This window comes from Kosakonia beeri, from assembly GCF_054165705.1.
In genome coordinates, this window is record NZ_CM135106.1 from 4,766,854 (window position 1) to 4,793,229 (window position 26,376).

A 26,376-nucleotide genomic window follows, 5' to 3' on the forward strand; every position below is an offset into this window, starting at 1 on the left:
TCACAGCCGGATGGCGTTGCGCTTCCGGCATGGAGGTTAATTCGCCACGGCGCGATTATGCCACCGGGCGTTTTCATCTATTACGCCAGGATACGCGTACCAATCGGCGTGCCGTTAAACAGCGCTGGCAGCTGCTCAGCATGACGCCAGGAGGCAATATCGACCGGGCGGCCCAGTGTGCGCGCTGCATCCAGCGCCGCATTCACTTTTACGATCATGCCATCGGTAATAATGCCCTGAGCAATCAGTTGCTCTGCTTTAGCCGCAGTCATTTCGGCAATACGCTGCCCTTTACCATCGAGAATGCCGCTGACATCTGAGAGCAGGATCAGGTCCGCGCCGAGCGTTGCCGCCAGAGCGGTCGCAGCCTGGTCTGCATTAACGTTCATGAGATCGCCCTCATCGGTCACACCGATAGAGCTGATCACCGGCAGGAAGCCGCCCTCCAGCAATGCATTAATCAGTTTCGGAGAACCCGGCTGCGCCAGGCCAACATGACCCAGTTCTTCGTCAAGCTGTGTCACTTTCACGCTGTCGCCATCCCCAAGGAACAGACCGACAGACGCAATATGATGCTTCTTCGCCCAGGCCAGCAGCGTTTTGTTGGCGGTACCGGCCAGCGCACCGGTAATAATGTCAATCTGATCGGCGGGAGTCACACGCAAACCGTTTTTCTTTTTCACCGGCAGGTTGAGCTGTTTCATCAACTCATCCACCACACACCCACCACCGTGGACGATAACCAACGGGCGCTGATGAGATTCGCGGTATTGCACCAGTGCGGTAAACAAACGTTCCAGCGCTTCCTCGCTATCCAGCAGTACGCCACCGAGCTTAATAATTAATGGATTCATCATCACGCCTGTTCAATTAAATAAGTGACTGGGTTTCAGCATAGCCGAAACGAATGTTTGCACACTGCATTGCCTGCGCCGCCGCGCCCTTCAGGAGGTTATCTTCCGTGGCGACGACAATCAAATGTTCCCCCTGCACGGCAAAGCCGATGTCGCAAAAAGGCAGGCCAACAACATTTTTCAGCGCCGGAACACCTTTCTCATACAGACGCACCAGCGGTTTCTTCCCGTAAGCCTGGTTAAACACGTCGGCAATCTGCGCGTGGGTCACACCCGTCTGCAAACGGCAGGTGATCGTTTCCAGAATACCGCGCGGGAAGCTGGCCAGATGTGGGGTAAAAATCACATCAGTACCGAGATGTGTAGCGATCTCCGGCTGATGACGATGATTAAAAATACCGTAGGGCTGCAGGCTCACTTCACAGAAACTGTTGGAAAGCGCTGCCTTACGTCCTGCACCGCTCACGCCACTGGTGGCGTTGATCACTGGCCACTGGTTGAGATCCAGTAGCCCGGCGTCGATCAGCGGTTTTAATGACAACTGCGCCGCCGTCGGGTAGCAGCCCGGTACGGCAATCAGTTGTGCATTTTTCAGTTGATCGTGGTTCCACTCCGCCAGCCCATACACGGCCTGCGCAAGCAGATCGGCATGCTGATGGGTAAAACCGTAGAATTTTTCGTAGAACGCGGGGTCGTTAACGCGAAACGCACCGGAGAGATCAAACACGACACAACCCGCCGCCAGACACGCTGGCGCGAGATCGTGGCTCACTTCGTGCGCCGTCGCCAGAAAGACGACATCCACACCTTCCAGAAACTCCCCAATGTCGGACATCGGCTGCAACGGAAGATCAACAATGCCTTTCAACTGCGGATGTAAATCGGAGATACATTTTCCAGCATCATTACTTTGCGCAGAAACCGTCAAAGCGGTTATGTTCATATGAGGATGGCGATTTACATAGGTCACTAGCTCTGCGCCGGCGTAACCGCTGGCGCCCACAATTAATGTGTTCAACATTGGGGCGGTTTACCTTCTTACGTCATGTGTGTCAGGGAGAGACTCGGCATCAATCCCGCGTCGCTGAGCAAAGTCGCCGGATGGGTTCCCTTACGCTCAACATTAATGTATTTTTATTCACATTTAGTGCATGAATATTGATACTATCACGAACTCAGGTATGTCAACAATGAAAATGAATTTGCCGCCATTTATCGAGATTTACCGCGCCCTGATTGCCACGCCGTCGATCAGCGCAACGGAAGAAGCGCTGGATCAAAGCAATGCGTCTTTAATCAATTTGCTGGCTGGCTGGTTTGGCGATCTCGGCTTCAATGTTGAAGTGCAACCGGTGCCTGGCACACGCAATAAATTCAACATGCTGGCCAGTGCCGGTACTGGCGCTGGCGGATTGCTATTAACAGGCCACACCGACACCGTTCCCTTTGATGACGGACGCTGGACGCGCGATCCCTTTACGCTGACGGAACACGATAACAAGCTCTACGGCCTCGGCACGGCCGATATGAAGGGCTTTTTTGCCTTTATTCTCGATGCGTTGCGTGACGTCGATGTGACAAAACTTAGCAAGCCGCTTTACGTGCTGGCAACCGCCGATGAAGAAACCAGTATGGCGGGCGCACGTTACTTTTCTGAGCACACAACCTTGCGCCCAGACTGCGCCATCATTGGTGAGCCGACCTCTTTACAACCGGTACGGGCACACAAAGGCCATATCTCGAATGCCGTTCGTATTCTGGGTCAGTCCGGCCACTCAAGCGATCCGGCGCGAGGTGTGAATGCGATTGAACTGATGCATGAAGCTATTGGCCATATTTTGCAACTGCGCGACAGCCTGAAAGCGCGTTATCACTACGATGCCTTTACCGTGCCATATCCAACGCTGAATCTTGGACATATTCACGGTGGTGATGCAGCGAACCGTATTTGCGCCTGTTGCGAATTGCATATGGATATCCGTCCGCTGCCAGGCATGACGCTGAATGATTTAAACGGCCTGCTGAACGATGCGCTGGAACCCGTCAGTTCCCGCTGGCCTGGCCGCCTGACGGTCTCCGAGCTGCACCCGCCAATTCCGGGCTACGAGTGCCCGCCGGACCATAAACTGGTGGAAGTCGTGGAGAAGTTGCTCGGCGTTCAAACCGAGGTAGTGAACTACTGTACCGAAGCGCCCTTTATTCAGACGCTGTGTCCAACGCTGGTACTGGGCCCAGGTTCCATTAACCAGGCTCATCAGCCTGATGAATATTTAGAAACGCGTTTTATCAAACCCACCCGTGAACTGATCACCCAGGTTGTCCATCATTTCTGTTGGCATTAAACCCGTCTCGCCTTTCGCCCCCTCGCATGAGGGGGTTTTTGATGAGCTTCCCGACGTGACAACTGTCACGTTTTCATAAGCGAAACTTATCTGACAGAATGCGAATTAAATTTCGTAAATTGTCGACATTTATTCGTTTGCTGAAGCGATTTCGCAACAATTGACGTGGTGGGTTTTACGTGGCTTTATAAAAGGCGGTGTCTTATATCTGCTCAACGGCAGATATAACAAAATAAAATGAGATGGGGTGTCTGGGGTAACATGAACGAACAATATTCCGCGTTGCGTAGTAATGTCAGTATGCTCGGCAAACTGCTGGGAGATACCATCAAAGATGCACTGGGTGAGAACATTCTCGACCGTGTAGAAACAATCCGTAAGCTGTCTAAATCTTCTCGTGCCGGCAACGAAGCCAATCGTCAGGAACTGCTCAACACCTTGCAGAACCTGTCTACTGACGAGCTGCTACCCGTAGCGCGTGCGTTCAGCCAGTTTTTGAATCTGGCTAACACCGCTGAGCAATACCACAGCATCTCCGCAAAGGGCGAAGCCGCCAATAACCCGGAAGTGATTGCCCGCACCCTCAGAAAACTGAAAGACCAACCGAATCTCAACGAAGCCACAATCACCAAAGCCGTGGAGTCTCTGTCGCTGGAACTGGTGCTCACCGCCCACCCGACCGAGATCACCCGCCGCACGCTTATTCACAAAATGGTGGAAGTGAATGCCTGCTTAAAACAGCTGGATAACACCGATCTGGCCGATTACGAGCGCCACCAGTTAATGCGCCGTCTGCGTCAGTTGATTGCCCAATCCTGGCATACTGATGAGATCCGCAGCTATCGCCCGAGCCCCATCGACGAAGCCAAATGGGGCTTTGCCGTGGTAGAAAACAGCCTGTGGGAAGGGGTGCCAAACTACCTGCGCGAGCTGAACGAACAACTGGAAGATAACCTCAATTACAAGCTGCCGGTGGACTTTGTACCGGTGCGCTTTACCTCCTGGATGGGTGGCGACCGCGACGGTAACCCGAACGTCACGGCGGATATTACCCGTCACGCGCTACTGCTGAGCCGCTGGAAAGCGACCGATCTGTTCCTGAAAGATATTCAGTTGCTGATCTCTGAACTGTCGATGGTTGAATGCACCGACGAGCTGCGCGAGCTGGCAGGCGCCGAAGGCGCACGCGAGCCGTACCGCTATCTGATGAAAAAGCTGCGTAGCGATTTGATGGCAACGCAAGCCTGGCTGGAAGCGCGCCTGAAAGGTCAGAAGCTGCCAAAACCGGCCGGGTTGCTTACGCAAAATGAGCAACTGTGGGAACCGCTGTACGCCTGTTATAAATCGCTACAAGCCTGCGGGATGGGCATTATCGCGAATGGCGAGCTACTCGATACTCTGCGCCGCGTGAAGTGCTTCGGCGTTCCGCTGGTACGAATCGATATTCGTCAGGAAAGCACCCGTCATACCGAAGCGCTGGGCGAACTGACCCGCTACCTCGGCATTGGCGATTATGAAAGCTGGTCTGAAGCCGACAAGCAGGCTTTCCTGATCCGCGAACTGAATTCCAAGCGTCCGTTGCTGCCACGTCAGTGGGAGCCAAGTGACGAAACCCGTGAAGTGCTGGAAACCTGCCGGGTGATCGCCGAAGCGCCGCGCGGATCTATCGCCGCGTATGTGATCTCCATGGCGAAAACACCGTCTGATGTGCTGGCGGTACACCTGCTGCTCAAAGAGGCCGGGATTGGTTTTGCGCTCCCGGTCGCACCGCTGTTTGAAACGCTGGATGACCTGAACAATGCCGATGACGTCATGACCCAGTTGTTAAACATCGACTGGTATCGCGGCTTTATTCAGGGCAAACAGATGGTGATGATTGGCTATTCCGACTCGGCAAAAGACGCGGGCGTAATGGCGGCAAGCTGGGCGCAATACCAGGCACAAGACGCACTGATCAAAACCTGCGAAAAAGCCGGTATCGAACTGACGCTGTTCCACGGTCGCGGCGGCTCTATCGGCCGCGGCGGCGCACCGGCACATGCAGCGCTGCTCTCCCAACCGCCAGGTAGCCTGAAAGGCGGGCTGCGCGTGACCGAACAGGGCGAAATGATCCGCTTTAAATATGGTCTGCCGGAAATCACCATCAGCAGCCTCTCGCTGTATACCAGCGCGATTCTGGAAGCGAACCTGCTGCCACCGCCGGAGCCGAAAGCCGAATGGCGTCATATTATGGATGAGCTTTCCGATACCTCCTGCGAGATGTATCGCGGCTATGTGCGCGAAAACAAAGACTTCGTACCCTATTTCCGTTCCGCAACACCGGAGCAGGAGCTGGGTAAACTGCCACTCGGTTCCCGTCCGGCAAAACGTCGCCCTACTGGCGGCGTCGAGTCGCTGCGTGCCATCCCGTGGATTTTCGCCTGGACGCAGAACCGCCTGATGCTTCCGGCCTGGCTGGGCGCAGGCGCAGCACTGCAAAAAGTGGTGGAAAACGGCAAGCAGAGCGAACTGGAAGCAATGTGCCGTGACTGGCCATTCTTCTCTACCCGCCTTGGCATGCTGGAAATGGTCTTCTCTAAAGCGGATCTCTGGCTGGCGGAATACTACGATCAGCGACTGGTTAAACCAGAGCTGTGGGCGCTGGGTACCGAACTGCGTAAGCTGCTGGAAGCCGACATTAAAGTGGTACTGGATATCGCTAACGACTCTCATCTGATGGCGGATCTGCCATGGATTGCGGAGTCTATCCAGTTACGTAATATCTACACAGACCCGTTAAACGTTCTCCAGGCAGAGCTGTTGCACCGTTCACGCCAGGCGGAGCAAGAAGGTAAAGAGCCGGATCAGCGTGTTGAACAGGCGCTGATGGTCACCATCGCCGGGGTTGCGGCTGGTATGCGTAACACAGGCTAATTTTTATCGGTTATCGCAAAAGGCCACCGCTGTTGTGGCCTTTTTTTTTGCGCGCGGTTAAGGTTGTCCCCTTCGCGTCTCCACCGGGGAATATTATGAGCCTTGATGTCAGCCATCTTCTCTCCCGCCTGATTAACGGCCCACTGCCGTTGCGCAAAATCCACTTTGCCGGGGCATCTGGCGCGGCACCCGCACAGGCATTGCAGGTTGATTTCCCACGGCTGGAAATTGTACTGGAAGGCACACTGACAGATGACGGGATCGCGGGAGAAAACAGGCGGATGGCGCAACATGATGTGCTGTATATTCCCGCTGGCGGCTGGACGCAGCCACAATGGCAGGCACCCGCCACCACGTTAAGCATACTGTTTGGCAAGCAACAACTGGGCTTTAGCGTGACGCAATGGGATGGCGCTACTCTGAATAATGTGGCAAAACAGCACGTTGCCCGGCGTGGACCACGTATTGGCTCTTTTTTGCTACAAACTTTGCACGAAATCCAAATGCAACCGCAGGAGCAGCAAACTGCGCGGTTGATTGTCGCCAGTCTTCTGAGCCACTGTAGCGATTTACTGGGAAGCCAGATCCAAACCGCCTCCCGTAGCCAGGCGCTGTTTGAAGCCATTCGTGATTACATTGATGAACATTATGCGATGCCGGTTACCCGCGAATCCGTGGCACAGGCGTTTTACATTTCACCCAACTATCTTTCCCATCTGTTCCAGAAAACCGGCACGATCGGTTTTAATGAATACCTCAACCATACCCGGCTGGAACATGCCAAAACGCTGCTCAAAGGTTACGATCTGAAAATAAAAGAAGTGGCCCATACTTGCGGCTTTGTTGATAGCAACTATTTTTGCCGCCTGTTCCGCAAGAATACTGAACGCTCGCCCTCTGAATACCGTCGGCACTATCACAGCCAACTCAGCGAGAAGCACTCTGAGGAAGATTAGTCTGGATAAAAGCCACTTTTTCTGGATTTTTGTACACTCCATATCCCTTTTGTCATCCCGATCATGCCCCGATAGCGCACCGTATCAATACCCATATTGATTTGTGAAGTAAATCACACTTATCCATAGAGATGACATTTGTCCAGTATTTGGCAGGTTTGTGATATGGCAGCGGCTGCCCTGTCGCTCGTATGCTGTTGTCAGAAATGACATACGAGGAAACATCATGGAACTCTACCTGGATACAGCCAACGTGGCAGAAGTGGAACGTCTGGCGCACATTTATCCTCTTGCAGGCGTTACAACGAACCCCAGCATTATTGCTGCAGGCAAAGTCTCTGTGTGGGAAGTGTTACCGCGCCTGCAACAGGCTATCGGTCCGGAAGGCACGCTATTTGCGCAAGTGATGAGTCGCGAAGCAGAGGGCATGGTAGCCGAAGCAAAACGGCTGAATAATGCCGTGCCTGGCCTTGTGGTGAAAATTCCGGTCACGATACAGGGCCTTGCCGCCATTAAACAGTTAAAAAAAGAGGGCATTGAGACACTGGGAACGGCGGTCTACAGCGCAGCGCAGGGCCTGCTCGCCGCGCTTGCCGGCGCGAAATATGTCGCACCGTACGTTAACCGTGTCGACGCACAGGGTGGCGACGGTATTCGTATGGTCAAGGAGCTGCAGACCCTGCTGGAACGCCACGCACCGGGCAGTAAAGTGCTGGCCGCCAGCTTCAAAACGCCACGTCAGGCGCTCGATTGCCTGCTGGCAGGATGCGAAGCAATCACACTCCCTTTAGATGTAGCGCAACAAATGCTCAATACGCCAGCAGTAGAGTCAGCGGTGGAGAAGTTTGAACAGGACTGGAAAACAGCTTTTGGCAACCTCAACCTGTAAGGAGGAGTATATGGATCGTGTCATCCAGGCGCCAGGTAAGTATATCCAGGGTGCCGATGTCATCACCCGTCTCGGTGACTATCTCAAACCACTGGCCGAACGCTGGCTGGTCGTCGGTGATAAATTCGTTTTAGGTTTCGCCCGGCAGACGCTTGAAAAAAGCCTGACAGATGCCGGATTGTCATGTGAAATCGCGCCCTTTGGCGGGGAATGTTCACAAAATGAGATCGACAGGCTGCGCGGCATTGCGCAAAACGCCCATTGCGGGGCAGTACTGGGTATTGGCGGAGGCAAAACGCTGGATACCGCCAAAGCGCTGGCACATTTTCTGCGCGTGCCGGTGGCTATCGCCCCAACGCTCGCTTCGACTGACGCCCCCTGCAGCGCACTGTCTGTGATCTACACGGACGAGGGGGAATTTGATCGTTACCTGCTGCTTCCCAATAACCCGGATCGGGTCATTGTGGATACCAGCATTATTGCTCGTGCCCCGGCACGTTTACTGGCGGCAGGGATCGGCGATGCGCTGGCCACCTGGTTTGAAGCCCGGGCCTGCTCGCGCAGCGGCGCAAAAACCATGGCAGGCGGCCAGTGTACTCAGGCTGCACTCGCCCTGGCGGAACTCTGCTATAACACGCTGATAGAAGAAGGCGAAAAAGCCATGCTGGCGGCTGAGCTGCATGTTGTTACGCCGGCGCTGGAACGCATTGTAGAGGCCAATACTTACCTGAGTGGCGTTGGCTTTGAAAGCGGTGGACTGGCGGCGGCGCATGCCATTCATAATGGCTTAACCGCGATCCCGGACGCACACCATTACTACCATGGCGAGAAAGTGGCTTTTGGCGCTTTAACACAGTTGGTGCTGGAAAATGCGCCGCAGGACGAGATCGAAACGGTCGCAGCGCTATGCCACGCCGTCGGTCTGCCGATCACTCTGGCACAATTGGATATCAAAACCGATATTGAAGACAAAATGCGTATTGTGGCGCAGGCGGCCTGTGCCGAGGGTGAAACCATTCACAATATGCCCGGTGGCGCAACGCCCGATCAGGTCTATGCAGCGCTGCGGGTGGCAGACAAATATGGTCAGCTTTTTTTAGATGAGTGGGAATAAACCTTAAAAGCAACAGGCCCAGTAATGCTGGCGATTACCGGGTCTGAGAAGTGTTACTGGCCGGAGAGTTTCGGCATTTGCTCCGTTTATACCGCCGGACGCACACCCAACGTATGGCAGATGGCGTAACTCATTTCGGCCCGGTTCAGTGTGTAGAAATGAAAGTCTTTCACCCCTTCACGACTTAAAATCTTCACCATATCCATGGCGATATTGGCACCAACCAGTTTGCGGGTTTCTGCATCGTCATCCAGCCCGGCAAACATTTGTGACATCCATGCCGGGATACGCACATTCGTCATATCCGCAAATTTCTTTGCCTGCTTGAAGTTGGACACCGGCAGAATACCCGGAACAATCTCTACATCAATGCCTGTCGCGGCACAGCGATCGCGAAAACGCAGGTAGCTTTCCACATCGAAGAAGAATTGGGTGATCGCGCGGCTGGCGCCAGCCTCGACTTTACGCTTGAGGTTCAACAAATCGGCCTGCGCGCTCTTCGCTTCCGGATGCACTTCCGGGTAGGCCGCAACAGAAATATCAAAGTCGGCCACCTCTTTCAGCAGGGTGACCAGGTCGGCGGCATACATCTCTGGTTTACCGCCGCCAGGAGGCAGGTCACCGCGCAGCGCCACAATATGGCGGATACCGCTATCCCAGTAATCCTGTGCGATGGTGCGCAGCTCATCACGAGTGGCATCAATGCAGGTCAGGTGTGGTACCGCTTCAAGACCCGTACGATCTTTAATGCCTTTAATGATGCTGTGGGTACGATCCCGCTCGCCGGAGTTCGCGCCATATGTCACCGAAACGAATTTCGGCTTCAGGCTGCTTAAACGATCGATGGAGTGCCATAAGGTCTGTTCCATTTCACTGGTGCGCGGCGGGAAAAATTCAAAGGAAACATTAATCTGGCCATGTACTTCTGCCAGGCTCTGATTCAGGGCTTCCCGCTGGTTGGCGTGAAAAAAGCTCATACCTTACCTCATCAATCGCATATCAGGGTTTGTTGTTTTGTGAACTTCTATACGTTTAGACGTCCAGATGTAAAAATGACGGAAAACGGTTAAGTCGTCAACAGGAAAATCATTATTATGAGTGAGGAATGTTCAGCGAAGATGAAAAAGATTCATGACCTGAGGGAAGCCCCTCTCTGTGCGGAGAGAGGGGAAAACGTGTGAAGAACTACAACAGTTGCGCCAGGCGATTGATATCAGACTGGATAGCCCCGGCAGTCACATCACGGCCCGCGCCTGGCCCACGGATCACCAGCGGGTTATCACGATACCAGCGGCTTTCGATGGCAAAGACGTTATCGCAAGGCAGCAGTGACGCCAACGGGTGCTCTGGTCGCACAGCTTCAACGCCTACCCGCGCTTTACCGTTCGCGTCAAAGCGGGCTACGTAACGCAGCACCAGCCCCATTTCGCGGGCGGCTTCAAGACGTTGCAACATCTGGTCATTAAGTTCATCGCCATTTTCAAAGAAGTGATCAACAGACCCTTCCTCACAGCCCGATGGCACCAGCGACTCCACACGCACCTGATCCGGTTCAATGTCATAGCCCGCTTCGCGTGCCAGGATAACCAGTTTACGCATCACATCTTTACCGGAGAGATCAACTCGCGGATCTGGCTCCGTCAGCCCCTGCTGCCAGGCCTGATCGACCAAATCCGTAAAGGGTACAGAGCCGTCAAACTGCAAAAACAGCCAGGAGAGCGTGCCGGAGAAAATACCGCTGATCGCCAGGATGACATCACCGCTTTCGCGCAAGTCGCGCACGGTGTGGTTAACCGGCAACCCGGCACCGACTGTCGCGTTATATAACCAGTGGCGCCCCGTTTTTTCGAACGCATCATGGATTTGGCGATATTTGTCACTGGTGCTGGCACCTGCCAGTTTATTGGCGCTGATCACATGAAAGCCGTGGCTGGCGAAATCCAGATACTGATCGGCAAGTTGTGAACTGGCAGTGACATCCAGCACCACCAAATCGTCATACGGGTGAGCGCGCATCCACAGGAACAGAGCTTCTTCATCCTGTTCAACCGCTTCATCATTAAAAAAGGCCAGCGCACGACTGGCGTCCAGCCCGTCATAGCTCAGCAGACTGCGGCGGCTGTCCACCACGCCCGCCAGAACATATTCAAAACCAGTACGCGCGGATAACGCGCTCTGTTCGCGAGAGAAAAGCTCCAGCCAGCGCGAACCGATATTGCCTTTGCCGAACAGCATCAAACCAATGCGCTTCTCTGCACGGAACAACGACTGGTGCAGCCCCTGAATGAGGCTCTCGGTTGGCCCGACGCGCAACACGGCCACCAGGCTGATTCCTTCGTCGGACTGCCAGATAAATTCTACTGGCTGGCCTTTCAGCTGTTGCCAAAAACGGTGGCTATGCAACGGATTACGGCAGACCCCCGCGCCGACCATCGCCACCAGCGCCAGCCCCTGACGCAGGCGCAGTTCGCCCGGCAGACCGGCTTCGTCCAGCAGTTTAAAGACACTATCCACTACTTCCGAGGTGTAGCAGAGTTGCAACAGGTTACGGTCAGCATGCGCCCCGATCGCCAGCGGACGCACCTGCGCACGTTTCAGGACAACATCTATCTCTTTTTGCGCCAGCTTAAAATCCTGCCCCGATGGCACCAGGAACTCAATCAGGCAAACGTCATCATGGCTGGTGACAATACGCGCTCCCGTACCGGATGCCAGCACGCGTTCAATACGCGTTGATCCTTGTTCTGGCGTGTAGCTACAGCGCAGTTGCAAATCGATATTGCTGGCGGAAACAGGCTGTAGAGTACGGGCATGCAGTACCGGCGCCGCCAGGCGCGCCAGCTCGCTGGCTTCATCCAGCCGCAGCAGCGGTAACAAACAGGCATCTTTCACTTTGCGCGGGTCCGCGCTGTAGACCCCTGCCACATCACTCCAGATGGTCACGCGGGCTACATCACCCAGCGCGCCGATTTGCGTCGCCGAATAGTCAGAACCATTTCGACCCAGCAGTACCGTTTCACCCGCCTCGTTGCGGCTAATAAAACCCGTCACCACAATGCGTTTTCCTGGGTATTGCGCCAGACGTTGTTGCAATAACGGGTACGAAGCCCCTTCGTTCACCTGCGGTTGTGCGGCGCGCTCGGCGCGCAGGAAATCGCGGGCATCGAGCCAGGCGGCGTCCAGACCCTGATGATTTAATACCGCAGACATTAAACGTGCCGACCAGATTTCACCGTGACCGACCACTTCCGCATAAACAGCGTCAGTAATACCGGCATCCAACAGCCCGGCAAGGTGCTCAAGATCGTGAATGAATTCGCTGGTTAACCCGTCGGCAATGTCGGCGGGTAACAGCCCGGCGATCAAATCGCTTTGATAACGCCGCAGCGATTGCTGAACCTGATGCGCAGAGAGGCGATCGGTCTGGCTTAATTTAAGCCAGTTAATCAACTGGTTGGTGGTGCTGCCTGCAGCCGAAACGACCATCATGTCGCCCGGTTGCGAATATTCCGCCATGATCCCTGCGACACGCAGGTAACATTTCACATCAGCCAGACTACTCCCACCAAATTTGTGCAGTTGACGAGCCTTCGTCCCTGCCTGCGCAATCACACTCATGTTTACCCCTCAGCGGCGATCCGGAAGCCATTTTCCAGATCGGCAATTAGATCTTCACTATCTTCGATACCGGTAGAGATGCGTAACAGCGTCTCAGAGATCCCGGCGGCGGCACGCGCTTCCGGCGCCATGCCCGCATGGGTCATCGTGGCGGCATGCGAGATGAGGCTTTCGACCCCGCCTAACGATTCTGCCAGCGTAAAGAGCGATAACCCGCTCAGAAAGCGGCGCAGCGTCTGCTCGTCGCCATCCAGTTCAAAACTTAACATCGCACCAAAGCCTTTTTGTTGGCGCGCAGCAATTTCATGCCCCTGATTATCCGGCAAAGAAGGATGGTACAACTTTTTCACCAGCGGTTGCTCTTTCAGGAAATCAACGATCGCCTGGGCATTACGCTGGGCGACTTCCATACGCGGCGACAATGTGCGCAGGCCACGCAGCAACAGATAACTGTCGAAGGCGCTTCCGGTGACGCCAATGTTATTCGCCCACCATGCCAGTTCAGTGACAGTGGCTTCATCTTTAGCGATCACCACGCCTGCCACCACATCGGAATGCCCGTTCAGGTATTTGGTGCAAGAGTGCAAAACCAGATCGGCACCCAGTGCCAGCGGGTTTTGCAACGCCGGGCTCAGGAACGTATTGTCCACAACGCTGACAGCGCCAGCTTCCCTGGCGAGCTGACAGATTTTCGCAATATCCACGACACGCAACAATGGGTTGCTCGGGCTTTCGACCAGCAACAGTTTCGGTTTTTCTGCCAGCGCGGCTTTCAGCGCCTTCTCATCCCCCTGATCGACAAATCGCACACGGTAACAGCCACGCTTTGCCAGACTATCAAACAGGCGATAACTTCCGCCGTAACAATCGTGCGGTGCCACCAATAAATCGCCCGGTTTTAAAAAGACGGTGGTCACCAGATGGATAGCCGACATGCCGGTATTGGTCATCACCGCGCCTGCGCCGCCTTCCAGTTCCGCCAGCGCACGCTGCACAACATCACGCGTTGGGTTGCCACGACGCGAATAATCATGCGCACGTGGTTCATTAAAACCGGTGAAATTATAGGTACTGGAGAGGTGGATCGGCGGGACAACGCAACCGTACTGCTCGTCATCGTTCAATCCGCTACGCACTGCGATGGTGGCCTGTTTACGCGTCATGGTGAAGGCTTCCTGGCTTAATGGATGAAAAGTCTGCGCACAGAGTAAACACTGCAACAATAGACGTCAATACATCTGGACATCTAAACTTCTTTGCGTATAGATTGAGCAAAGGCATAATAGCCGTTAAAATTATATGCTTTAGTATGACACCGCCACGCGATACACCGTGTCAGGTTGATGACTCTACGGTAAACTACGCGGGATGATGGCTCAGGTGCAGAGACCTGAGTCTTAGACTAATGACTGAGAGGATTAAAGGTATCTCATGGCTGAATGGAGCGGCGAATATATCAGCCCATACGCTGAGCACGGCAAGAAGAGTGAACAAGTAAAGAAAATTACAGTTTCCATTCCTCTTAAGGTGTTGAAGATCCTCACTGATGAACGTACTCGTCGTCAGGTGAATAACCTGCGTCACGCCACCAACAGCGAGCTGCTGTGCGAGGCGTTTTTGCATGCATTCACGGGTCAACCTTTGCCAAACGATGAAGATCTGCGTAAAGAGCGCAGCGATGAAATTCCCGAAGCGGCAAAAGTGATCATGCGCGAGCTGGGTATCGACCCGGATACGTGGGAATACTGATAAACAAAAAGGGCGGAAGAAATCTTCCGCCCTTTTTGTTTAAAAATCTGATGGTTTAGAAGCGCGTCACTTCCGGGTGCACTTCTGCCAGCGATAACAGATAAGACATAAATACGTTTTTCATTGCAGTCAGCATATTACTCACCTTTCCTCACGCCTTGTTCACAGTGCTCAACGATGAAAAGGATATGCTCATTTTTTGTTCAGAGCAATATTTTTGTGATGCCAATCACAAAAATACCTCCCTGCGGGATAATTCAGACACAAAAAAAGCGCCTTCCGGCGCTTTTTTCGACTGGCAACTTATTTGCTGCCCGGGATGCTGAAGCGTTTGTTGAAACGCTCAACACGACCACCGGTATCAACAACACGCTGTTTACCCGTGAAGAACGGGTGGCAGTTGCCGCACACGTCCAGGTTCAGGTCGTGACCCACGGTAGAATGGGTTTTGATCACATTACCGCAAGAACAGGTTGCAGTAATAGCTACATAATTCGGGTGAATACCTTTTTTCATGGGAAACCTCAGTTTAAGGCCGCGTCGCTCTTCCAGCCCTAACGCCAGACACCACGCGAGTTAAAGTATAAGTGTATCTTTGGCACGTCAAATACGCATCAAAGGCGGCGAATCATACAGAAATTGGTCAACACATGCAAACTGTTCAGCTTGCAACTCCAGACAATGTGTATACTAACCCGCCAGTTTTCAAGCCAGGAAAATGAGATGCCCGTCGCCCACGTTGCACTTTCTGTGCCTTTGCCCCGCACCTTTGATTACCTGCTGCCAGATGACATGTCCGTCAGCGCAGGCTGTCGCGTGCGTGTGCCATTTGGTACTCAGCATCGCGTTGGCATCGTGGTCGCCGTCAGTGACAACAGCGAGTTGCCGCTCGCCGACTTAAAACGCGTCGATGAAGTGCTTGATAGCGAACCGTCGTTTTCTCCCTCGGTATGGCGCCTGCTGTTGTGGGCGGCAGAGTATTACCATCACCCGATTGGCGATGTACTGTTTAACGCGCTTCCCGTATTGATGCGGCAAACCAAACCCGCGAGCGCTGAATTTCAGGGCTACTGGTTCGCCACTGAACAAGGCCTGGCGACCGACATCAACCGTGTAAAGTCGCCCAGGCAGCAGCAGGCTTTATCCGCGCTGCGTAAAGGTAAAATCTGGCAACATCAGTTAGCCGCGCTTGATCTGAAAAGCGTCACCCTGCAAGCACTGCGCGCGAAAGGCCTTGCAGAGATGAACAGCGAAGCGCCCACATTTAGCGACTGGCGCAGCAGCTTTGCCGTCAGCGGCGATCGCCTGCGGCTGAATACCGAACAGGCCACGGCGGTAGGCGCGATCCACAGCGCGGCCGATCGCTTCTCCGCCTGGCTACTGGCGGGGGTCACGGGCTCTGGCAAGACGGAAGTCTATCTGAGCGTGCTGGAAAATGTCCTGGCGCAGGGCAAACAGGCGCTGGTGATGGTGCCGGAAATCGGTTTAACGCCGCAAACCATTGCCCGGTTTCGCGAACGCTTTAATGCGCCGGTAGAAGTTCTGCATTCCGGGCTGAATGACAGCGAACGGCTCATAACCTGGCAGAAAGCCAAAAGCGGCGAAGCAGCCATTGTGATCGGCACGCGCTCCTCCCTGTTTACACCGTTTAAAAACCTCGGTGTGATCGTTATCGATGAAGAACACGACAGCTCTTATAAACAGCAGGAAGGCTGGCGCTATCATGCCCGCGATTTGGCGGTCTACCGCGCCCACAGTGAGCAAATCCCGATTATTCTTGGCTCGGCCACCCCGGCACTGGAAACGCTCTATAACGTGCGCGTACGTAAATACAACCTGCTACGGCTGACCTGCCGGGCGGGTAATGCCCGCCCGGCAGCGCAACACGTGCTGGATATGAAAGGTCAACAGTTACAGGCCGGGCTGGCGCCTGCGTTAATTAACCGCATGCGTCAGCATTTGCAGGCGGGCAATCAGGTGATCCTGTTTCTTAACCGCCGCGGCTTCTCGCCGGCCCTGCTGTGCCATGATTGTGGCTGGATAGCGGAATGCCCACGCTGCGATCACTATTACACGTTCCACCAGGCGCAACGGCACCTGCGCTGCCACCATTGTGATAGCCAGCGTCCCGTTCCACGTCAGTGCCCATCCTGCGGCTCCACGCACTTGCTGCCTGTCGGCCTCGGTACCGAACAGCTGGAGCAGGTACTGGCCCCGCTGTTTCCTGGTGTGCCGGTGTCACGCATCGACCGCGATACCACCAGCCGTAAAGGTGCGCTGGAGCAGCATCTGGCGGAAGTTCATCGCGGCGGTGCGCGCATACTGATTGGCACCCAAATGCTGGCCAAAGGCCACCACTTCCCGGATGTGACGCTGGTGGCGCTGCTGGATGTCGATGGTGCACTATTTTCGGCTGACTTCCGTGCCGCCGAACGCTTTGCTCAGCTTTATACCCAGGTTTCAGGCCGTGCCGGACGTGCCGGGAAACAGGGCGAAGTGGTGCTGCAAACTCATCACCCGGAACACCCTTTACTGCTGACATTGCTGCATAAAGGTTATGACACTTTTGCAGAACAGGCGCTGGCAGAACGGCAGGCCATGCAACTTCCCCCCTGGACCAGCCATGTTCTTATTCGCGCGGAAGATCAAAACAATCAGCAGGCTCCGCTGTTCCTACAGCAGCTGAGGAATTTGTTGCAGGCCAGCCCGCTCGCTGATAACCAGCTGTGGATCCTCGGCCCGGTACCCGCTCTGGCAGCAAAACGTGCCGGACGCTATCGCTGGCAAATCCTCTTGCAGCACCCTTCCCGTATTCGTCTGCAGCACATAATAAACGGTGCGCTGGCGCTAATTAACACGCTACCGGAAGCGAGACGGGTGAAATGGGTTCTGGATGTCGACCCAATCGAAAGCTGATATTGGAAGGCAGCTCGAAAAATTCAAGATTCATCACACTTTTCATGAAAATTCTGTAACCGATGGGCTTAACTATCTGATAAAAATGTAACTACGCCTGCGCCGTGCATGCGAGGAGAATAAGGTGAAACCCAAAAATCAGGTTGCGGCAGCGACCATGAAAGATGTTGCCATGAAAGCAAAGGTTTCTACGGCAACCGTATCCCGTGCGTTAATGAATCCGGACAAAGTGGCGCAAGCTACCCGCAATCGGGTTGAGCAGGCGGCGATGGAAGTGGGTTATTTACCCCAGTCGACGGGACGCAACGTCAAACGCAATGAATCACGCACCATCCTGGTAATTGTGCCGGATATTTGCGATCCCTTTTTCAGCGAAATCATTCGTGGTATCGAAGTCACAGCTGCCAGTCACGGCTACCTGGTGTTAATTGGCGACTGCGCACATCAGAATCAGCAGGAAAAGACCTTTATTGATCTGATTATCACCAAACAAATCGATGGCATGCTGTTGCTGGGATCGCGTCTTCCTTTTGACGCCAGCATTGAAGAACAGCGCAATTTACCGCCGATGGTTATGGCGAATGAATTTGCGCCCGAGCTGGAGCTGCCCACGGTTCACATTGATAACCTGACCGCCGCGTTTAATGCCGTTAATTATCTGCAAGAGCAAGGGCACCACCTTATTGGGTGTATTGCCGGGCCGGAAGAGTTGCTGCTGTGCCACTACCGGTTGCAGGGCTACGTGCAGGCGCTGCGCCGTTCAGGCACCGTGGTGGATCCTCACTATATTGTGCGCGGCGATTTTACCTATGAAGCGGGCGCGCACGCGCTGGAACAACTCATGACACTGCCAAAACCGCCAACAGCAGTTTTCTGCCACAGCGATGTAATGGCGCTCGGCGCGCTTTCTCAGGCGAAACAGCGCGGTTTGAAAGTCCCTCAGGATCTCTCCATTATCGGTTTTGATAATATCGCGCTGGCGCAGTTCTGCGAGCCGCCGCTGACCACCGTTGCGCAGCCTCGCTACGAGATTGGCTGTGAATCGATGTTATTACTGCTTGAGCAATTGCAGGGGCATAACGTCAGCAGTGGATCGCGCCTGTTGGATTGCGAACTGGTCCTGCGTGGTTCAACCCAGCCGCTGAAGTAAAGCCGGGGGGCTTTCGGACTCCCTCTTCTGGTCAAAAGCCCGTCGCTTAAGTAACATGGCGGGCTGATAAACGAAATAAAGACAGCGAAACGATAGTGGCACAACGAGATTATGTACGCCGCGGCAGCCAGTCGGCTCCTTCGCGGCGCAAAAAGAGTAACTCAAGGAATAAGCAACGCAGTCAGTCTGCGGTCTCTCCGGCTATGGTCGCCATTGCGGCCGCCGTGTTGGTTGCCTTTATCGGTGGTTTGTACTTTATTACGCACCACAAGAAAGAAGAATCTGAAGCGCTGCAAAACACCAAAGTCACCGGTAACGGCCTGCCGCCGAAACCGGAAGAGCGCTGGCGCTATATTAAAGAGCTGGAGAGCCGTCAGCCTGGCGTGCGCGCACCTACCGAGCCGTCGGCGGGTGGCGAAGTGAAAAACCCGGATCAGCTCACGGATGAACAACGACAGTTGTTAGCGCAAATGCAGGCGGATATGCGCCAGCAGCCGACACAGCTTAACGAAGTACCGTGGAACGAGCAGACCGCCGAACAGCGTCAGCAAACACTGCAACGCCAGCGTCAGGCACAGCAACAAGTACAACAGCAGCAGTGGACGCAGCCAGTACAGCAGCCCAGAACACAGGCGCGTATCACCGAGCAACCGGTGCAGCAGCCTGCACGCAATACGCAAGCTGCCGCGCAGCCACGGCAGGCGCAGCAACAGAAACCCGTAACGACCACGCAGCCATATCAGGATCTGCTACAAACGCCGCCGCATACCTCGGCTGCGCAGCCGAAAACGCAGCAGGCGGCGCCAATAACGCGTGAAGCAGAAGCGCCCAAGCCGCAAACGGCGGAGAAGAAAGACGATCGCCGCTGGCTGGTTCAGTGTGGGTCGTTTAAAGGCCAGGATCAGGCAGAAACGGTACGTGCGCAGTTGGCGTTTGAAGGCTTCGATTCGCGGATTACCGCCAATAATGGCTGGAATCGCGTAGTCATTGGTCCGATCAGAGGCAAAGAGAATGCCGACTCCACCATTAGCCGCCTGAAAATGGCCGGCCATACAAACTGTATCCGTCTTGCCTCCGGGGGTTGAAACCCCCGAAATCCCCCCCATCTATAATTGCATTCTGCCCCATACCACGTATGGGGTCTGTAATCTGCATTTGTAACCAAGGGGTCTGCTCGTGACAACAATAGTAAGCGTACGCCGTAACGGCCATGTCGTTATCGCCGGTGATGGCCAGGCCACACTGGGTAACACTGTGATGAAAGGCAACGTGAAAAAAGTCCGTCGCCTGTATCACGACAAAGTGATCGCCGGTTTTGCTGGCGGCACCGCCGATGCTTTCACCCTGTTTGAATTGTTCGAACGCAAGCTGGAAATGCACCAGGGTCATCTGGTGAAAGCCGCCGTGGAACTGGCAAAAGACTGGCGTACCGATCGTATGCTGCGCAAACTGGAAGCCTTACTGGCGGTCGCAGATGAAACGGCATCTCTCATCATCACCGGTAACGGCGATGTGGTGCAGCCGGAAAACGATCTGATCGCCATCGGTTCCGGCGGGCCATACGCCCAGGCCGCAGCCCGTGCGTTGCTGGAAAACACCGAGCTGAGCGCGCGTGAAATTGCTGAGAAGGCGTTGGGTATTGCAGGCGATATCTGCATTTACACCAACCACTTCCATACCATCGAAGAATTATCCTCTGAAGCGTAAGGATTTCCCATGTCTGAAATGACCCCACGCGAAATTGTCAGCGAACTGAATAAACACATTATCGGCCAGGACGCCGCCAAGCGTTCCGTAGCGATTGCTCTGCGTAACCGCTGGCGTCGTATGCAACTTGACGAAGAGTTGCGCCATGAAGTCACCCCAAAAAACATTCTTATGATCGGCCCAACCGGTGTGGGTAAAACGGAAATTGCCCGCCGCCTGGCAAAACTCGCCAACGCGCCGTTTATCAAAGTTGAAGCGACCAAGTTCACCGAAGTGGGCTATGTAGGTAAAGAAGTGGATTCTATCATCCGCGATCTAACCGATGCCGCCGTGAAAATGGTACGCAGCCAGTCGATCGAGAAAAACCGCTACCGTGCAGAAGAAATGGCGGAAGAGCGCATTCTCGACGTGCTGATCCCTCCGGCCAAAAACAACTGGGGCCAACCCGAGCAGGCGGCTGAGCCTTCTGCTGCGCGCCAGTCTTTCCGCAAAAAACTGCGTGAAGGCCAGCTAGACGATAAAGAGATCGAAATCGATCTTGCTGCCGCGCCAATGGGTGTCGAGATCATGGCGCCTCCGGGCATGGAAGAGATGACCAACCAGTTGCAATCCATGTTCCAGAATCTGGGCGGCCAGAAGCAGAAACCGCGTAAATTGAAAATCAAAGACGCGATGAAGCTGCTGATTGAGGAAGAAGCGGCGAAGCTGGTTAACCCGGAAGAGCTGAAACAAGATGCTATTGATGCGGTTGAGCAGCACGGGATCGTGTTTATCGACGAAATCGACAAGATCTGTAAGCGCGGCAACACCTCCGGCCCGGATGTGTCCCGCGAGGGTGTGCAACGCGATCTGCTGCCTCTGGTCGAAGGTTGTACTGTGTCGACCAAGCACGGGATGGTGAAAACCGATCACATTCTGTTTATCGCCTCTGGTGCATTCCAGATTGCCAGCCCGTCGGATCTGATCCCGGAACTACAGGGGCGTTTGCCGATTCGTGTAGAACTGCAGGCGCTGACCGCCGATGACTTTGAACGTATTCTGACCGAGCCAAACGCGTCGGTAACCGTGCAGTACAAAGCGTTAATGGCGACTGAAGGTGTCAACATCGACTTTACGGATGATGGCATCAAACGTATCGCCCAGGCGGCATGGCAGGTGAACGAAACCACAGAAAACATTGGTGCGCGTCGTCTGCATACCGTGCTGGAACGCTTGATGGAAGATATTTCCTACGATGCCAGCGATCTGGGCGGTGAGACAATCATCATTGATGCAGACTATGTGAGTAAACATCTTGATGCTTTAGTGGCAGATGAAGATCTGAGCCGTTTTATCTTATAATCACGGCCACAACGTTTTCATCACATTCGATGGGGGCTTATGCCCCCATTTTTGTTGGCCTAATTTATGAACGAAACGCAATCTCTGAGCCGTACCCAAGCCTGGTTAGAAAGCCTGCGCCCGAAAACACTGCCGCTGGCCTTCGCGGCCATTATCGTCGGCACAGTGCTGGCCTGGTGGCAGGGCTTTTTCGATCCGCTGGTGGCGTTACTTGCACTGGTGACCGCCGGTTTGCTGCAAATTTTGTCTAACCTCGCTAATGACTATGGCGATGCGGTGAAAGGCAGCGACAAGCCGGACCGCATCGGGCCGCTGCGCGGAATGCAAAAAGGCGCCATTTCACTTGCGCAAATGAAGCGCGCATTAATGGTGATCATTGCGCTGAGCTGCATTTCCGGATTGTTGTTGGTCACCGCAGCGACACAGACCATGACCGATTTTGTGGGCTTTCTGATCCTCGGCGGTTTATCAATTGTCGCCGCGATCACTTATACCGTCGGTAAACGCCCGTATGGCTATATTGGGCTGGGCGATGTCTCTGTGCTGGTGTTCTTTGGCTGGCTGAGCGTAATCGGGAGCTGGTATCTGCAAACCCATATGCTGATCCCTGCCGTGATCCTTCCTGCCACCGCCTGCGGTCTGCTGGCGACGGCAGTTTTGAACATCAATAACCTGCGTGATATCGACAGCGACCGTGACAACGGTAAGAACACGCTGGTAGTACGTTTAGGCCCCGTAAACGCACGGCGCTATCATGCTGGCCTGCTGGCGGGCGCGCTGCTGTGCCTGGCGCTGTTTAACCTGCTTTCGTTGCACAGCCCATGGGGCTGGCTGTTTCTTCTTGCCGCGCCGTTGTTAATAAAACAGGCCCGTTTTGTCCTGCGCGAGCGCGATCCCCGCGCTATGCCGCCAATGCTTGAACGTACCGTAAAAGGAGCACTCCTGACTAACCTTTTGTTTGTGATGGGAATTATGCTCAGCCAGGCACATTTATAACTGATTAATGTCAATTAACAATTGATGATTTTGCCAACAATGCGCGATGCGCGATATACTGACAACTCTCGCAGCAACTAAACGTTAAGCCTATGAAATACGATACTTCTGAGCTTTGTGATATCTACCAGGAAGAGATCAACGTCGTGGAACCTCTGTTCTCCAATTTTGGCGGACGGTCATCTTTTGGCGGGCAAATCATCACAGTGAAATGTTTCGAGGACAACGGGTTGCTGTACGATCTGCTCGAACAAAATGGCCGTGGTCGAATCCTGCTGGTAGACGGCGGCGGCTCGGTGCGCCGGGCGTTAATCGATGCCGATCTCGCGCGCACTGCAGTGCAAAACGAGTGGGAAGGCATTGTGGTCTATGGTGCGGTGCGCCAGGTAGACGACCTTGAAGAACTGGATATCGGCATTCAGGCGATTGCCGCAATTCCGGTTGGTGCTACGGGCGAAGGCATTGGCGAAAGCGATGTTCGCGTCAATTTTGGCGGCGTCACCTTCTTCTCCGGCGACCATCTCTACGCCGACAACACCGGCATTATCCTGTCGGAAGATCCACTGGATATCGAATAAAAAAAGGGCGCCGACAGGCGCCCTTTTTTATTTTCATCATTTCGGATAACGCTACGCTTATCCGGCATGGACTGGCGATTAGGCGAAAGAAAGCGTAATCAGACTTCTTCCATGCGCCCTAACAATGCCTGCAAACGCTCCTGCCAGCCGTGTTGCTGCTCTCTTAACTGGTGGTTTTCGCGCTCCAGCTCTTCACGACCCTGCTGTGCGGACTGCACTTCCTGAGCCAGGCTGTTGTTTTTGTCTTTCAGCTCTTCGATTTCCATCTGCAACAGCGTGATGGTATCAATCGCCTGCTGCACTTTCGCTTCCAGTTTCTCAAATACTTCTAATGACATTGTCATACCTCTCCTGAGTTGCAAGGCGTTGATGGATATTCACTTCACTCTTCGGCGAAACCCGTAGCCCGCCGAATGATACGTGTCTTTAAAATCCTCGTCCCAACGATTGGTGACGCCTTATGAATATGAGCGTATTTCGCTTGTTACCGATTGTATGAAGCCCACCAGCCCCTGTCCAGCGTAGAGCCGCGCTGTTTGCGCTTTGCAACACTTTTCAGTCTGCTCCTGGTGCAAGACACGCATCTATCTATAAATTGTTAATTCCCCGGTTACAAAAATGATTCAGCTCTCATTTCTCCATGATGCAAAAATGCGCACTAGCGCTCGAAAACGCTCATTTTATTGACGCAGTACACACATTTTAATTTCGATATTTCTCGTTTTTGCTCGTTAACGATAAATTAACACTATGTCTACACGACATCATGGCGGCCTTGTACCTCCGTGCTAACAATAACCACTAAACTTTTGCAGGATCCGATTATGAGTCAAACATCAACCTTAAAAGGCCAGTGCATCGCCGAGTTTCTCGGCACCGGGTTGTTGATTTTCTTCGGTGTGGGCTGTGTCGCGGCACTAAAAGTGGCTGGTGCCACCTTTGGTCAATGGGAAATCAGTATTATTTGGGGTCTGGGCGTGGCGATGGCCATCTACCTGACCGCAGGGGTTTCCGGCGCGCATCTCAACCCGGCAGTGACGATTGCATTGTGGCTCTTCGCCAGTTTTGACGGACGTAAAGTTGTTCCTTTTATCATTTCTCAGTTTGCCGGCGCGTTTTGCGCGGCTGCACTTGTTTACGGGCTTTATTACAATCTTTTCCTCGACTTTGAACAAACACACAACATGGTGCGCGGTAGCGTAGAAAGCCTTGATCTGGCTGGTATTTTCTCAACTTACCCGAACCCGCACATCAATTTTGTACAGGCTTTCGCCGTTGAAATGGTGATTACCGCCGTTCTGATGGGTGTGATTATGGCGCTGGGCGATGATGGTAACGGTATTCCGCGTGGTCCGCTGGCGCCGTTGCTGATCGGCCTGCTGATTGCCGTGATCGGCGCATCGATGGGACCGTTGACGGGCTTCGCCATGAACCCGGCACGTGACCTCGGGCCGAAAACCTTCGCCTGGCTTGCGGGCTGGGGTAACGTCGCGTTTACCGGCGGTAAAGATATTCCCTACTTCCTCGTGCCGTTGTTTGGGCCGATTGTAGGGGCGGCGTTAGGCGCATTCGGTTATCGTAAATTGATTGGTCGCCATCTGCCGTCCGATGCCAGTGAGGCTGCGGAAGAAAAAGGCACCGCCTCCACCACTCAACAAAAAGCTTCGCTGTAATGTGACTACGGGAACATAACCATGACTGACAAAAAATATATCGTTGCGCTCGACCAGGGCACTACCAGCTCCCGCGCCGTGGTGATGGATCATGACGCCAACATCATCAGCGTTTCACAGCGTGAATTTGAACAAATTTATCCGAAGCCAGGCTGGGTTGAACATGACCCGATGGAAATCTGGGCCTCGCAAAGCTCCACGCTGGTGGAAGTGTTAGCGAAAGCCGACATCAGTTCAGACCAAATCGCCGCTATCGGAATTACCAACCAGCGTGAAACTGCAATTGTCTGGGAGCGCGAAACCGGTAAGCCCATTTATAACGCCATTGTATGGCAGTGCCGCCGTACGGCTGATATTTGCGAAAAACTGAAACGCGACGGCATGGAAGAGTATGTGCGTAACGCCACCGGCCTGGTGGTTGACCCTTACTTCTCCGGTACCAAAGTGAAGTGGATCCTCGACCATGTCGAAGGCTCCCGTGAGCGCGCCAAACGCGGCGAACTGCTGTTCGGTACGGTCGATACCTGGCTTATCTGGAAAATGACCCAGGGCCGCGTCCACGTGACCGATTACACCAACGCCTCGCGTACCATGCTGTTCAACATTCACGAGCTGGACTGGGATGACAAGATGCTGGACGCGCTGGATATTCCGCGCGCCATGCTGCCACAAGTGCGTAAATCATCCGAAGTCTACGGTCAGACCAACATTGGCGGCAAAGGCGGCACGCGTATTCCTATCGCCGGTATTGCCGGTGACCAGCAGGCAGCGCTGTTTGGCCAGCTGTGCGTTAAAGAAGGGATGGCAAAAAACACCTACGGCACCGGCTGCTTTATGCTGATGAACACCGGTGAGAAAGCCGTGAAATCCGAGCATGGCCTGCTGACCACCATTGGCTGCGGCCCGAAAGGCGAAGTGAACTATGCGCTGGAAGGTGCGGTGTTTATGGCGGGTGCGTCCATTCAGTGGCTGCGTGATGAGATGAAGCTGCTCAGCGATGCATTCGACTCCGAATATTTCGCCACCAAAGTGAAAGACACCAACGGTGTGTATGTCGTGCCTGCGTTTACTGGCCTTGGCGCGCCATACTGGGATCCGTATGCCCGCGGTGCCATCTTTGGCCTGACCCGTGGTGTTAACGCCAACCACATCATTCGTGCCACGCTCGAGTCTATTGCTTATCAGACCCGTGACGTGCTGGAAGCGATGCAGGCTGACTCCGGCATCCGTTTACACGCGTTGCGTGTGGATGGCGGCGCAGTGGCGAACAACTTCCTGATGCAGTTCCAGTCCGATATTCTTGGCACCCGCGTGGAACGTCCTGAAGTGCGTGAAGTGACGGCGCTGGGTGCGGCGTATCTGGCTGGTCTGGCTGTCGGTTTCTGGCAAAATCTGGATGAGCTGCAGGAAAAAGCCGTCATTGAGCGCGAATTCCGCCCGGGTATCGAAACCACGGAGCGTAACTTCCGCTACAGCGGCTGGAAAAAAGCCGTTAAACGTGCACTGGCATGGGAAGAGCGCGACGAGTAATCCCTTTACAACGCCCTCTCACTCACGGTGAGAGGGCGTCTGCCCGGCCA

22 protein-coding genes are annotated in these 26,376 nt (G+C 54.2%); 15 read left to right on the forward strand and 7 right to left on the reverse strand.

Translation table 11 applies throughout. The annotated features are described in order from the left end of the window. Positions 1 to 80 precede the first annotated feature (80 nt). Positions 81 to 857 (reverse strand): acetylglutamate kinase, encoded by a 777-nt coding sequence (argB, locus tag ACUY4S_RS22550; protein ID WP_312691556.1) that lies wholly within the window; start codon positions 855 to 857, stop codon positions 81 to 83. A 13-nt stretch (positions 858 to 870) separates the two neighbouring features. Beyond that, entirely contained in the window at positions 871 to 1,875 is a 1,005-nt protein-coding gene (gene argC / locus ACUY4S_RS22555; protein ID WP_458022962.1) for an N-acetyl-gamma-glutamyl-phosphate reductase, read from the reverse strand. A 169-nt stretch (positions 1,876 to 2,044) separates the two neighbouring features. Between argC and argE the strand changes: the two genes are divergently transcribed. The 5 genes from argE (at position 2,045) to gldA (ending at position 9,068) form a co-directional block, all read left to right on the forward strand. Further along, a complete protein-coding gene (argE, locus tag ACUY4S_RS22560; protein WP_312691554.1) occupies positions 2,045 to 3,196 on the forward strand; it encodes an acetylornithine deacetylase in 1,152 nt (383 codons plus the stop codon). A gap of 261 nt (positions 3,197 to 3,457) precedes the next feature. Next, positions 3,458 to 6,109, forward strand: coding sequence for a phosphoenolpyruvate carboxylase (gene ppc / locus ACUY4S_RS22565; RefSeq protein ID WP_458022961.1), 2,652 nt, complete (start codon positions 3,458 to 3,460; stop codon positions 6,107 to 6,109). Positions 6,110 to 6,204: 95 nt separating this feature from the next. Further along, the gene (locus ACUY4S_RS22570) at positions 6,205 to 7,065 is read left to right on the forward strand and encodes a helix-turn-helix transcriptional regulator (RefSeq protein ID WP_458022960.1); all 861 of its coding nucleotides are present in this window, start codon (positions 6,205 to 6,207) and stop codon (positions 7,063 to 7,065) included. Positions 7,066 to 7,291: 226 nt separating this feature from the next. Continuing rightward, positions 7,292 to 7,954 carry a fructose-6-phosphate aldolase gene (fsa, locus tag ACUY4S_RS22575; protein ID WP_458022959.1) on the forward strand — a complete coding sequence of 221 codons (663 nt, stop codon included), beginning with the start codon at positions 7,292 to 7,294 and terminating at the stop codon, positions 7,952 to 7,954. A 10-nt stretch (positions 7,955 to 7,964) separates the two neighbouring features. Beyond that, positions 7,965 to 9,068, forward strand: a complete 1,104-nt coding sequence (gldA, locus tag ACUY4S_RS22580; protein WP_458022958.1) for a bifunctional L-1,2-propanediol dehydrogenase/glycerol dehydrogenase — start codon at positions 7,965 to 7,967, stop codon at positions 9,066 to 9,068. 86 nt (positions 9,069 to 9,154) lie between these two features. Here the strand turns inward: gldA and metF are convergent, their stop codons facing one another. From metF to metB, 3 genes are all read right to left on the reverse strand, one after another. After that, positions 9,155 to 10,045 carry a methylenetetrahydrofolate reductase gene (gene metF, locus ACUY4S_RS22585; protein WP_312691549.1) on the reverse strand — a complete coding sequence of 297 codons (891 nt, stop codon included), beginning with the start codon at positions 10,043 to 10,045 and terminating at the stop codon, positions 9,155 to 9,157. A gap of 208 nt (positions 10,046 to 10,253) precedes the next feature. Continuing rightward, the gene (locus ACUY4S_RS22590) at positions 10,254 to 12,686 is read right to left on the reverse strand and encodes a bifunctional aspartate kinase/homoserine dehydrogenase II (protein WP_458022957.1); all 2,433 of its coding nucleotides are present in this window, start codon (positions 12,684 to 12,686) and stop codon (positions 10,254 to 10,256) included. Positions 12,687 to 12,688: 2 nt separating this feature from the next. After that, on the reverse strand, positions 12,689 to 13,849 hold the full coding sequence (gene metB / locus ACUY4S_RS22595; protein ID WP_312691547.1) for a cystathionine gamma-synthase: 1,161 nt from the start codon (positions 13,847 to 13,849) through the stop codon (positions 12,689 to 12,691). Between the two features lie 268 nt (positions 13,850 to 14,117). Between metB and metJ the strand changes: the two genes are divergently transcribed. After that, the gene (gene metJ / locus ACUY4S_RS22600; RefSeq protein WP_015960995.1) at positions 14,118 to 14,435 is read left to right on the forward strand and encodes a met regulon transcriptional regulator MetJ; all 318 of its coding nucleotides are present in this window, start codon (positions 14,118 to 14,120) and stop codon (positions 14,433 to 14,435) included. Between the two features lie 303 nt (positions 14,436 to 14,738). On the opposite strand, the gene rpmE is transcribed toward metJ, so the two are convergent. Next, positions 14,739 to 14,951 (reverse strand): 50S ribosomal protein L31, encoded by a 213-nt coding sequence (gene rpmE / locus ACUY4S_RS22605; protein WP_039055221.1) that lies wholly within the window; start codon positions 14,949 to 14,951, stop codon positions 14,739 to 14,741. A 207-nt stretch (positions 14,952 to 15,158) separates the two neighbouring features. On the opposite strand from rpmE, the gene priA reads away from it, so the two are divergent. From priA to rraA, 7 genes are all read left to right on the forward strand, one after another. Continuing rightward, positions 15,159 to 17,351, forward strand: a complete 2,193-nt coding sequence (gene priA / locus ACUY4S_RS22610) for a primosomal protein N' (RefSeq protein ID WP_458022956.1) — start codon at positions 15,159 to 15,161, stop codon at positions 17,349 to 17,351. A 124-nt stretch (positions 17,352 to 17,475) separates the two neighbouring features. Then, the gene (gene cytR / locus ACUY4S_RS22615; protein WP_312691545.1) at positions 17,476 to 18,501 is read left to right on the forward strand and encodes a DNA-binding transcriptional regulator CytR; all 1,026 of its coding nucleotides are present in this window, start codon (positions 17,476 to 17,478) and stop codon (positions 18,499 to 18,501) included. Positions 18,502 to 18,596: 95 nt separating this feature from the next. Next, positions 18,597 to 19,586 (forward strand): cell division protein FtsN, encoded by a 990-nt coding sequence (gene ftsN / locus ACUY4S_RS22620; RefSeq protein WP_312691544.1) that lies wholly within the window; start codon positions 18,597 to 18,599, stop codon positions 19,584 to 19,586. Positions 19,587 to 19,677: 91 nt separating this feature from the next. Then, positions 19,678 to 20,208, forward strand: a complete 531-nt coding sequence (gene hslV, locus ACUY4S_RS22625; RefSeq protein WP_312691543.1) for an ATP-dependent protease subunit HslV — start codon at positions 19,678 to 19,680, stop codon at positions 20,206 to 20,208. Between the two features lie 9 nt (positions 20,209 to 20,217). Then, positions 20,218 to 21,549, forward strand: coding sequence for an ATP-dependent protease ATPase subunit HslU (gene hslU, locus ACUY4S_RS22630; protein WP_312691542.1), 1,332 nt, complete (start codon positions 20,218 to 20,220; stop codon positions 21,547 to 21,549). Between the two features lie 66 nt (positions 21,550 to 21,615). Then, positions 21,616 to 22,545, forward strand: coding sequence for a 1,4-dihydroxy-2-naphthoate polyprenyltransferase (gene menA, locus ACUY4S_RS22635; protein WP_458022955.1), 930 nt, complete (start codon positions 21,616 to 21,618; stop codon positions 22,543 to 22,545). A gap of 92 nt (positions 22,546 to 22,637) precedes the next feature. Then, the gene (rraA, locus tag ACUY4S_RS22640; RefSeq protein ID WP_312691540.1) at positions 22,638 to 23,123 is read left to right on the forward strand and encodes a ribonuclease E activity regulator RraA; all 486 of its coding nucleotides are present in this window, start codon (positions 22,638 to 22,640) and stop codon (positions 23,121 to 23,123) included. 98 nt (positions 23,124 to 23,221) lie between these two features. Here the strand turns inward: rraA and zapB are convergent, their stop codons facing one another. After that, the gene (zapB, locus tag ACUY4S_RS22645; RefSeq protein WP_312691539.1) at positions 23,222 to 23,467 is read right to left on the reverse strand and encodes a septal ring assembly protein ZapB; all 246 of its coding nucleotides are present in this window, start codon (positions 23,465 to 23,467) and stop codon (positions 23,222 to 23,224) included. A 480-nt stretch (positions 23,468 to 23,947) separates the two neighbouring features. Here zapB and ACUY4S_RS22650 point away from each other — a divergent pair, with 480 nt between their 5' ends. Together ACUY4S_RS22650 and glpK are read left to right on the forward strand one after the other, a co-directional pair. After that, positions 23,948 to 24,796, forward strand: a complete 849-nt coding sequence (locus ACUY4S_RS22650) for an MIP/aquaporin family protein (protein ID WP_312691538.1) — start codon at positions 23,948 to 23,950, stop codon at positions 24,794 to 24,796. 21 nt (positions 24,797 to 24,817) lie between these two features. Further along, positions 24,818 to 26,326, forward strand: coding sequence for a glycerol kinase GlpK (glpK, locus tag ACUY4S_RS22655; RefSeq protein ID WP_312691537.1), 1,509 nt, complete (start codon positions 24,818 to 24,820; stop codon positions 26,324 to 26,326). Positions 26,327 to 26,376 lie beyond the last annotated feature (50 nt).

Coding starts and splice junctions, on each gene's coding strand:
- rpmE (WP_039055221.1), bottom strand. CDS start 14,951: ATGAAAAAAGGTATTCACCCGAATTATGTAGCTATTACTGCAACCTGT.
- gldA (WP_458022958.1), top strand. CDS start 7,965: ATGGATCGTGTCATCCAGGCGCCAGGTAAGTATATCCAGGGTGCCGAT.
- metJ (WP_015960995.1), top strand. CDS start 14,118: ATGGCTGAATGGAGCGGCGAATATATCAGCCCATACGCTGAGCACGGC.
- argE (WP_312691554.1), top strand. CDS start 2,045: ATGAAAATGAATTTGCCGCCATTTATCGAGATTTACCGCGCCCTGATT.
- ACUY4S_RS22650 (WP_312691538.1), top strand. CDS start 23,948: ATGAGTCAAACATCAACCTTAAAAGGCCAGTGCATCGCCGAGTTTCTC.
- metB (WP_312691547.1), bottom strand. CDS start 13,849: ATGACGCGTAAACAGGCCACCATCGCAGTGCGTAGCGGATTGAACGAT.
- ACUY4S_RS22570 (WP_458022960.1), top strand. CDS start 6,205: ATGAGCCTTGATGTCAGCCATCTTCTCTCCCGCCTGATTAACGGCCCA.
- menA (WP_458022955.1), top strand. CDS start 21,616: ATGAACGAAACGCAATCTCTGAGCCGTACCCAAGCCTGGTTAGAAAGC.
- glpK (WP_312691537.1), top strand. CDS start 24,818: ATGACTGACAAAAAATATATCGTTGCGCTCGACCAGGGCACTACCAGC.
- ppc (WP_458022961.1), top strand. CDS start 3,458: ATGAACGAACAATATTCCGCGTTGCGTAGTAATGTCAGTATGCTCGGC.
- argB (WP_312691556.1), bottom strand. CDS start 857: ATGATGAATCCATTAATTATTAAGCTCGGTGGCGTACTGCTGGATAGC.
- fsa (WP_458022959.1), top strand. CDS start 7,292: ATGGAACTCTACCTGGATACAGCCAACGTGGCAGAAGTGGAACGTCTG.
- zapB (WP_312691539.1), bottom strand. CDS start 23,467: ATGACAATGTCATTAGAAGTATTTGAGAAACTGGAAGCGAAAGTGCAG.
- rraA (WP_312691540.1), top strand. CDS start 22,638: ATGAAATACGATACTTCTGAGCTTTGTGATATCTACCAGGAAGAGATC.
- ACUY4S_RS22590 (WP_458022957.1), bottom strand. CDS start 12,686: ATGAGTGTGATTGCGCAGGCAGGGACGAAGGCTCGTCAACTGCACAAA.
- argC (WP_458022962.1), bottom strand. CDS start 1,875: ATGTTGAACACATTAATTGTGGGCGCCAGCGGTTACGCCGGCGCAGAG.
- metF (WP_312691549.1), bottom strand. CDS start 10,045: ATGAGCTTTTTTCACGCCAACCAGCGGGAAGCCCTGAATCAGAGCCTG.
- priA (WP_458022956.1), top strand. CDS start 15,159: ATGCCCGTCGCCCACGTTGCACTTTCTGTGCCTTTGCCCCGCACCTTT.
- hslU (WP_312691542.1), top strand. CDS start 20,218: ATGTCTGAAATGACCCCACGCGAAATTGTCAGCGAACTGAATAAACAC.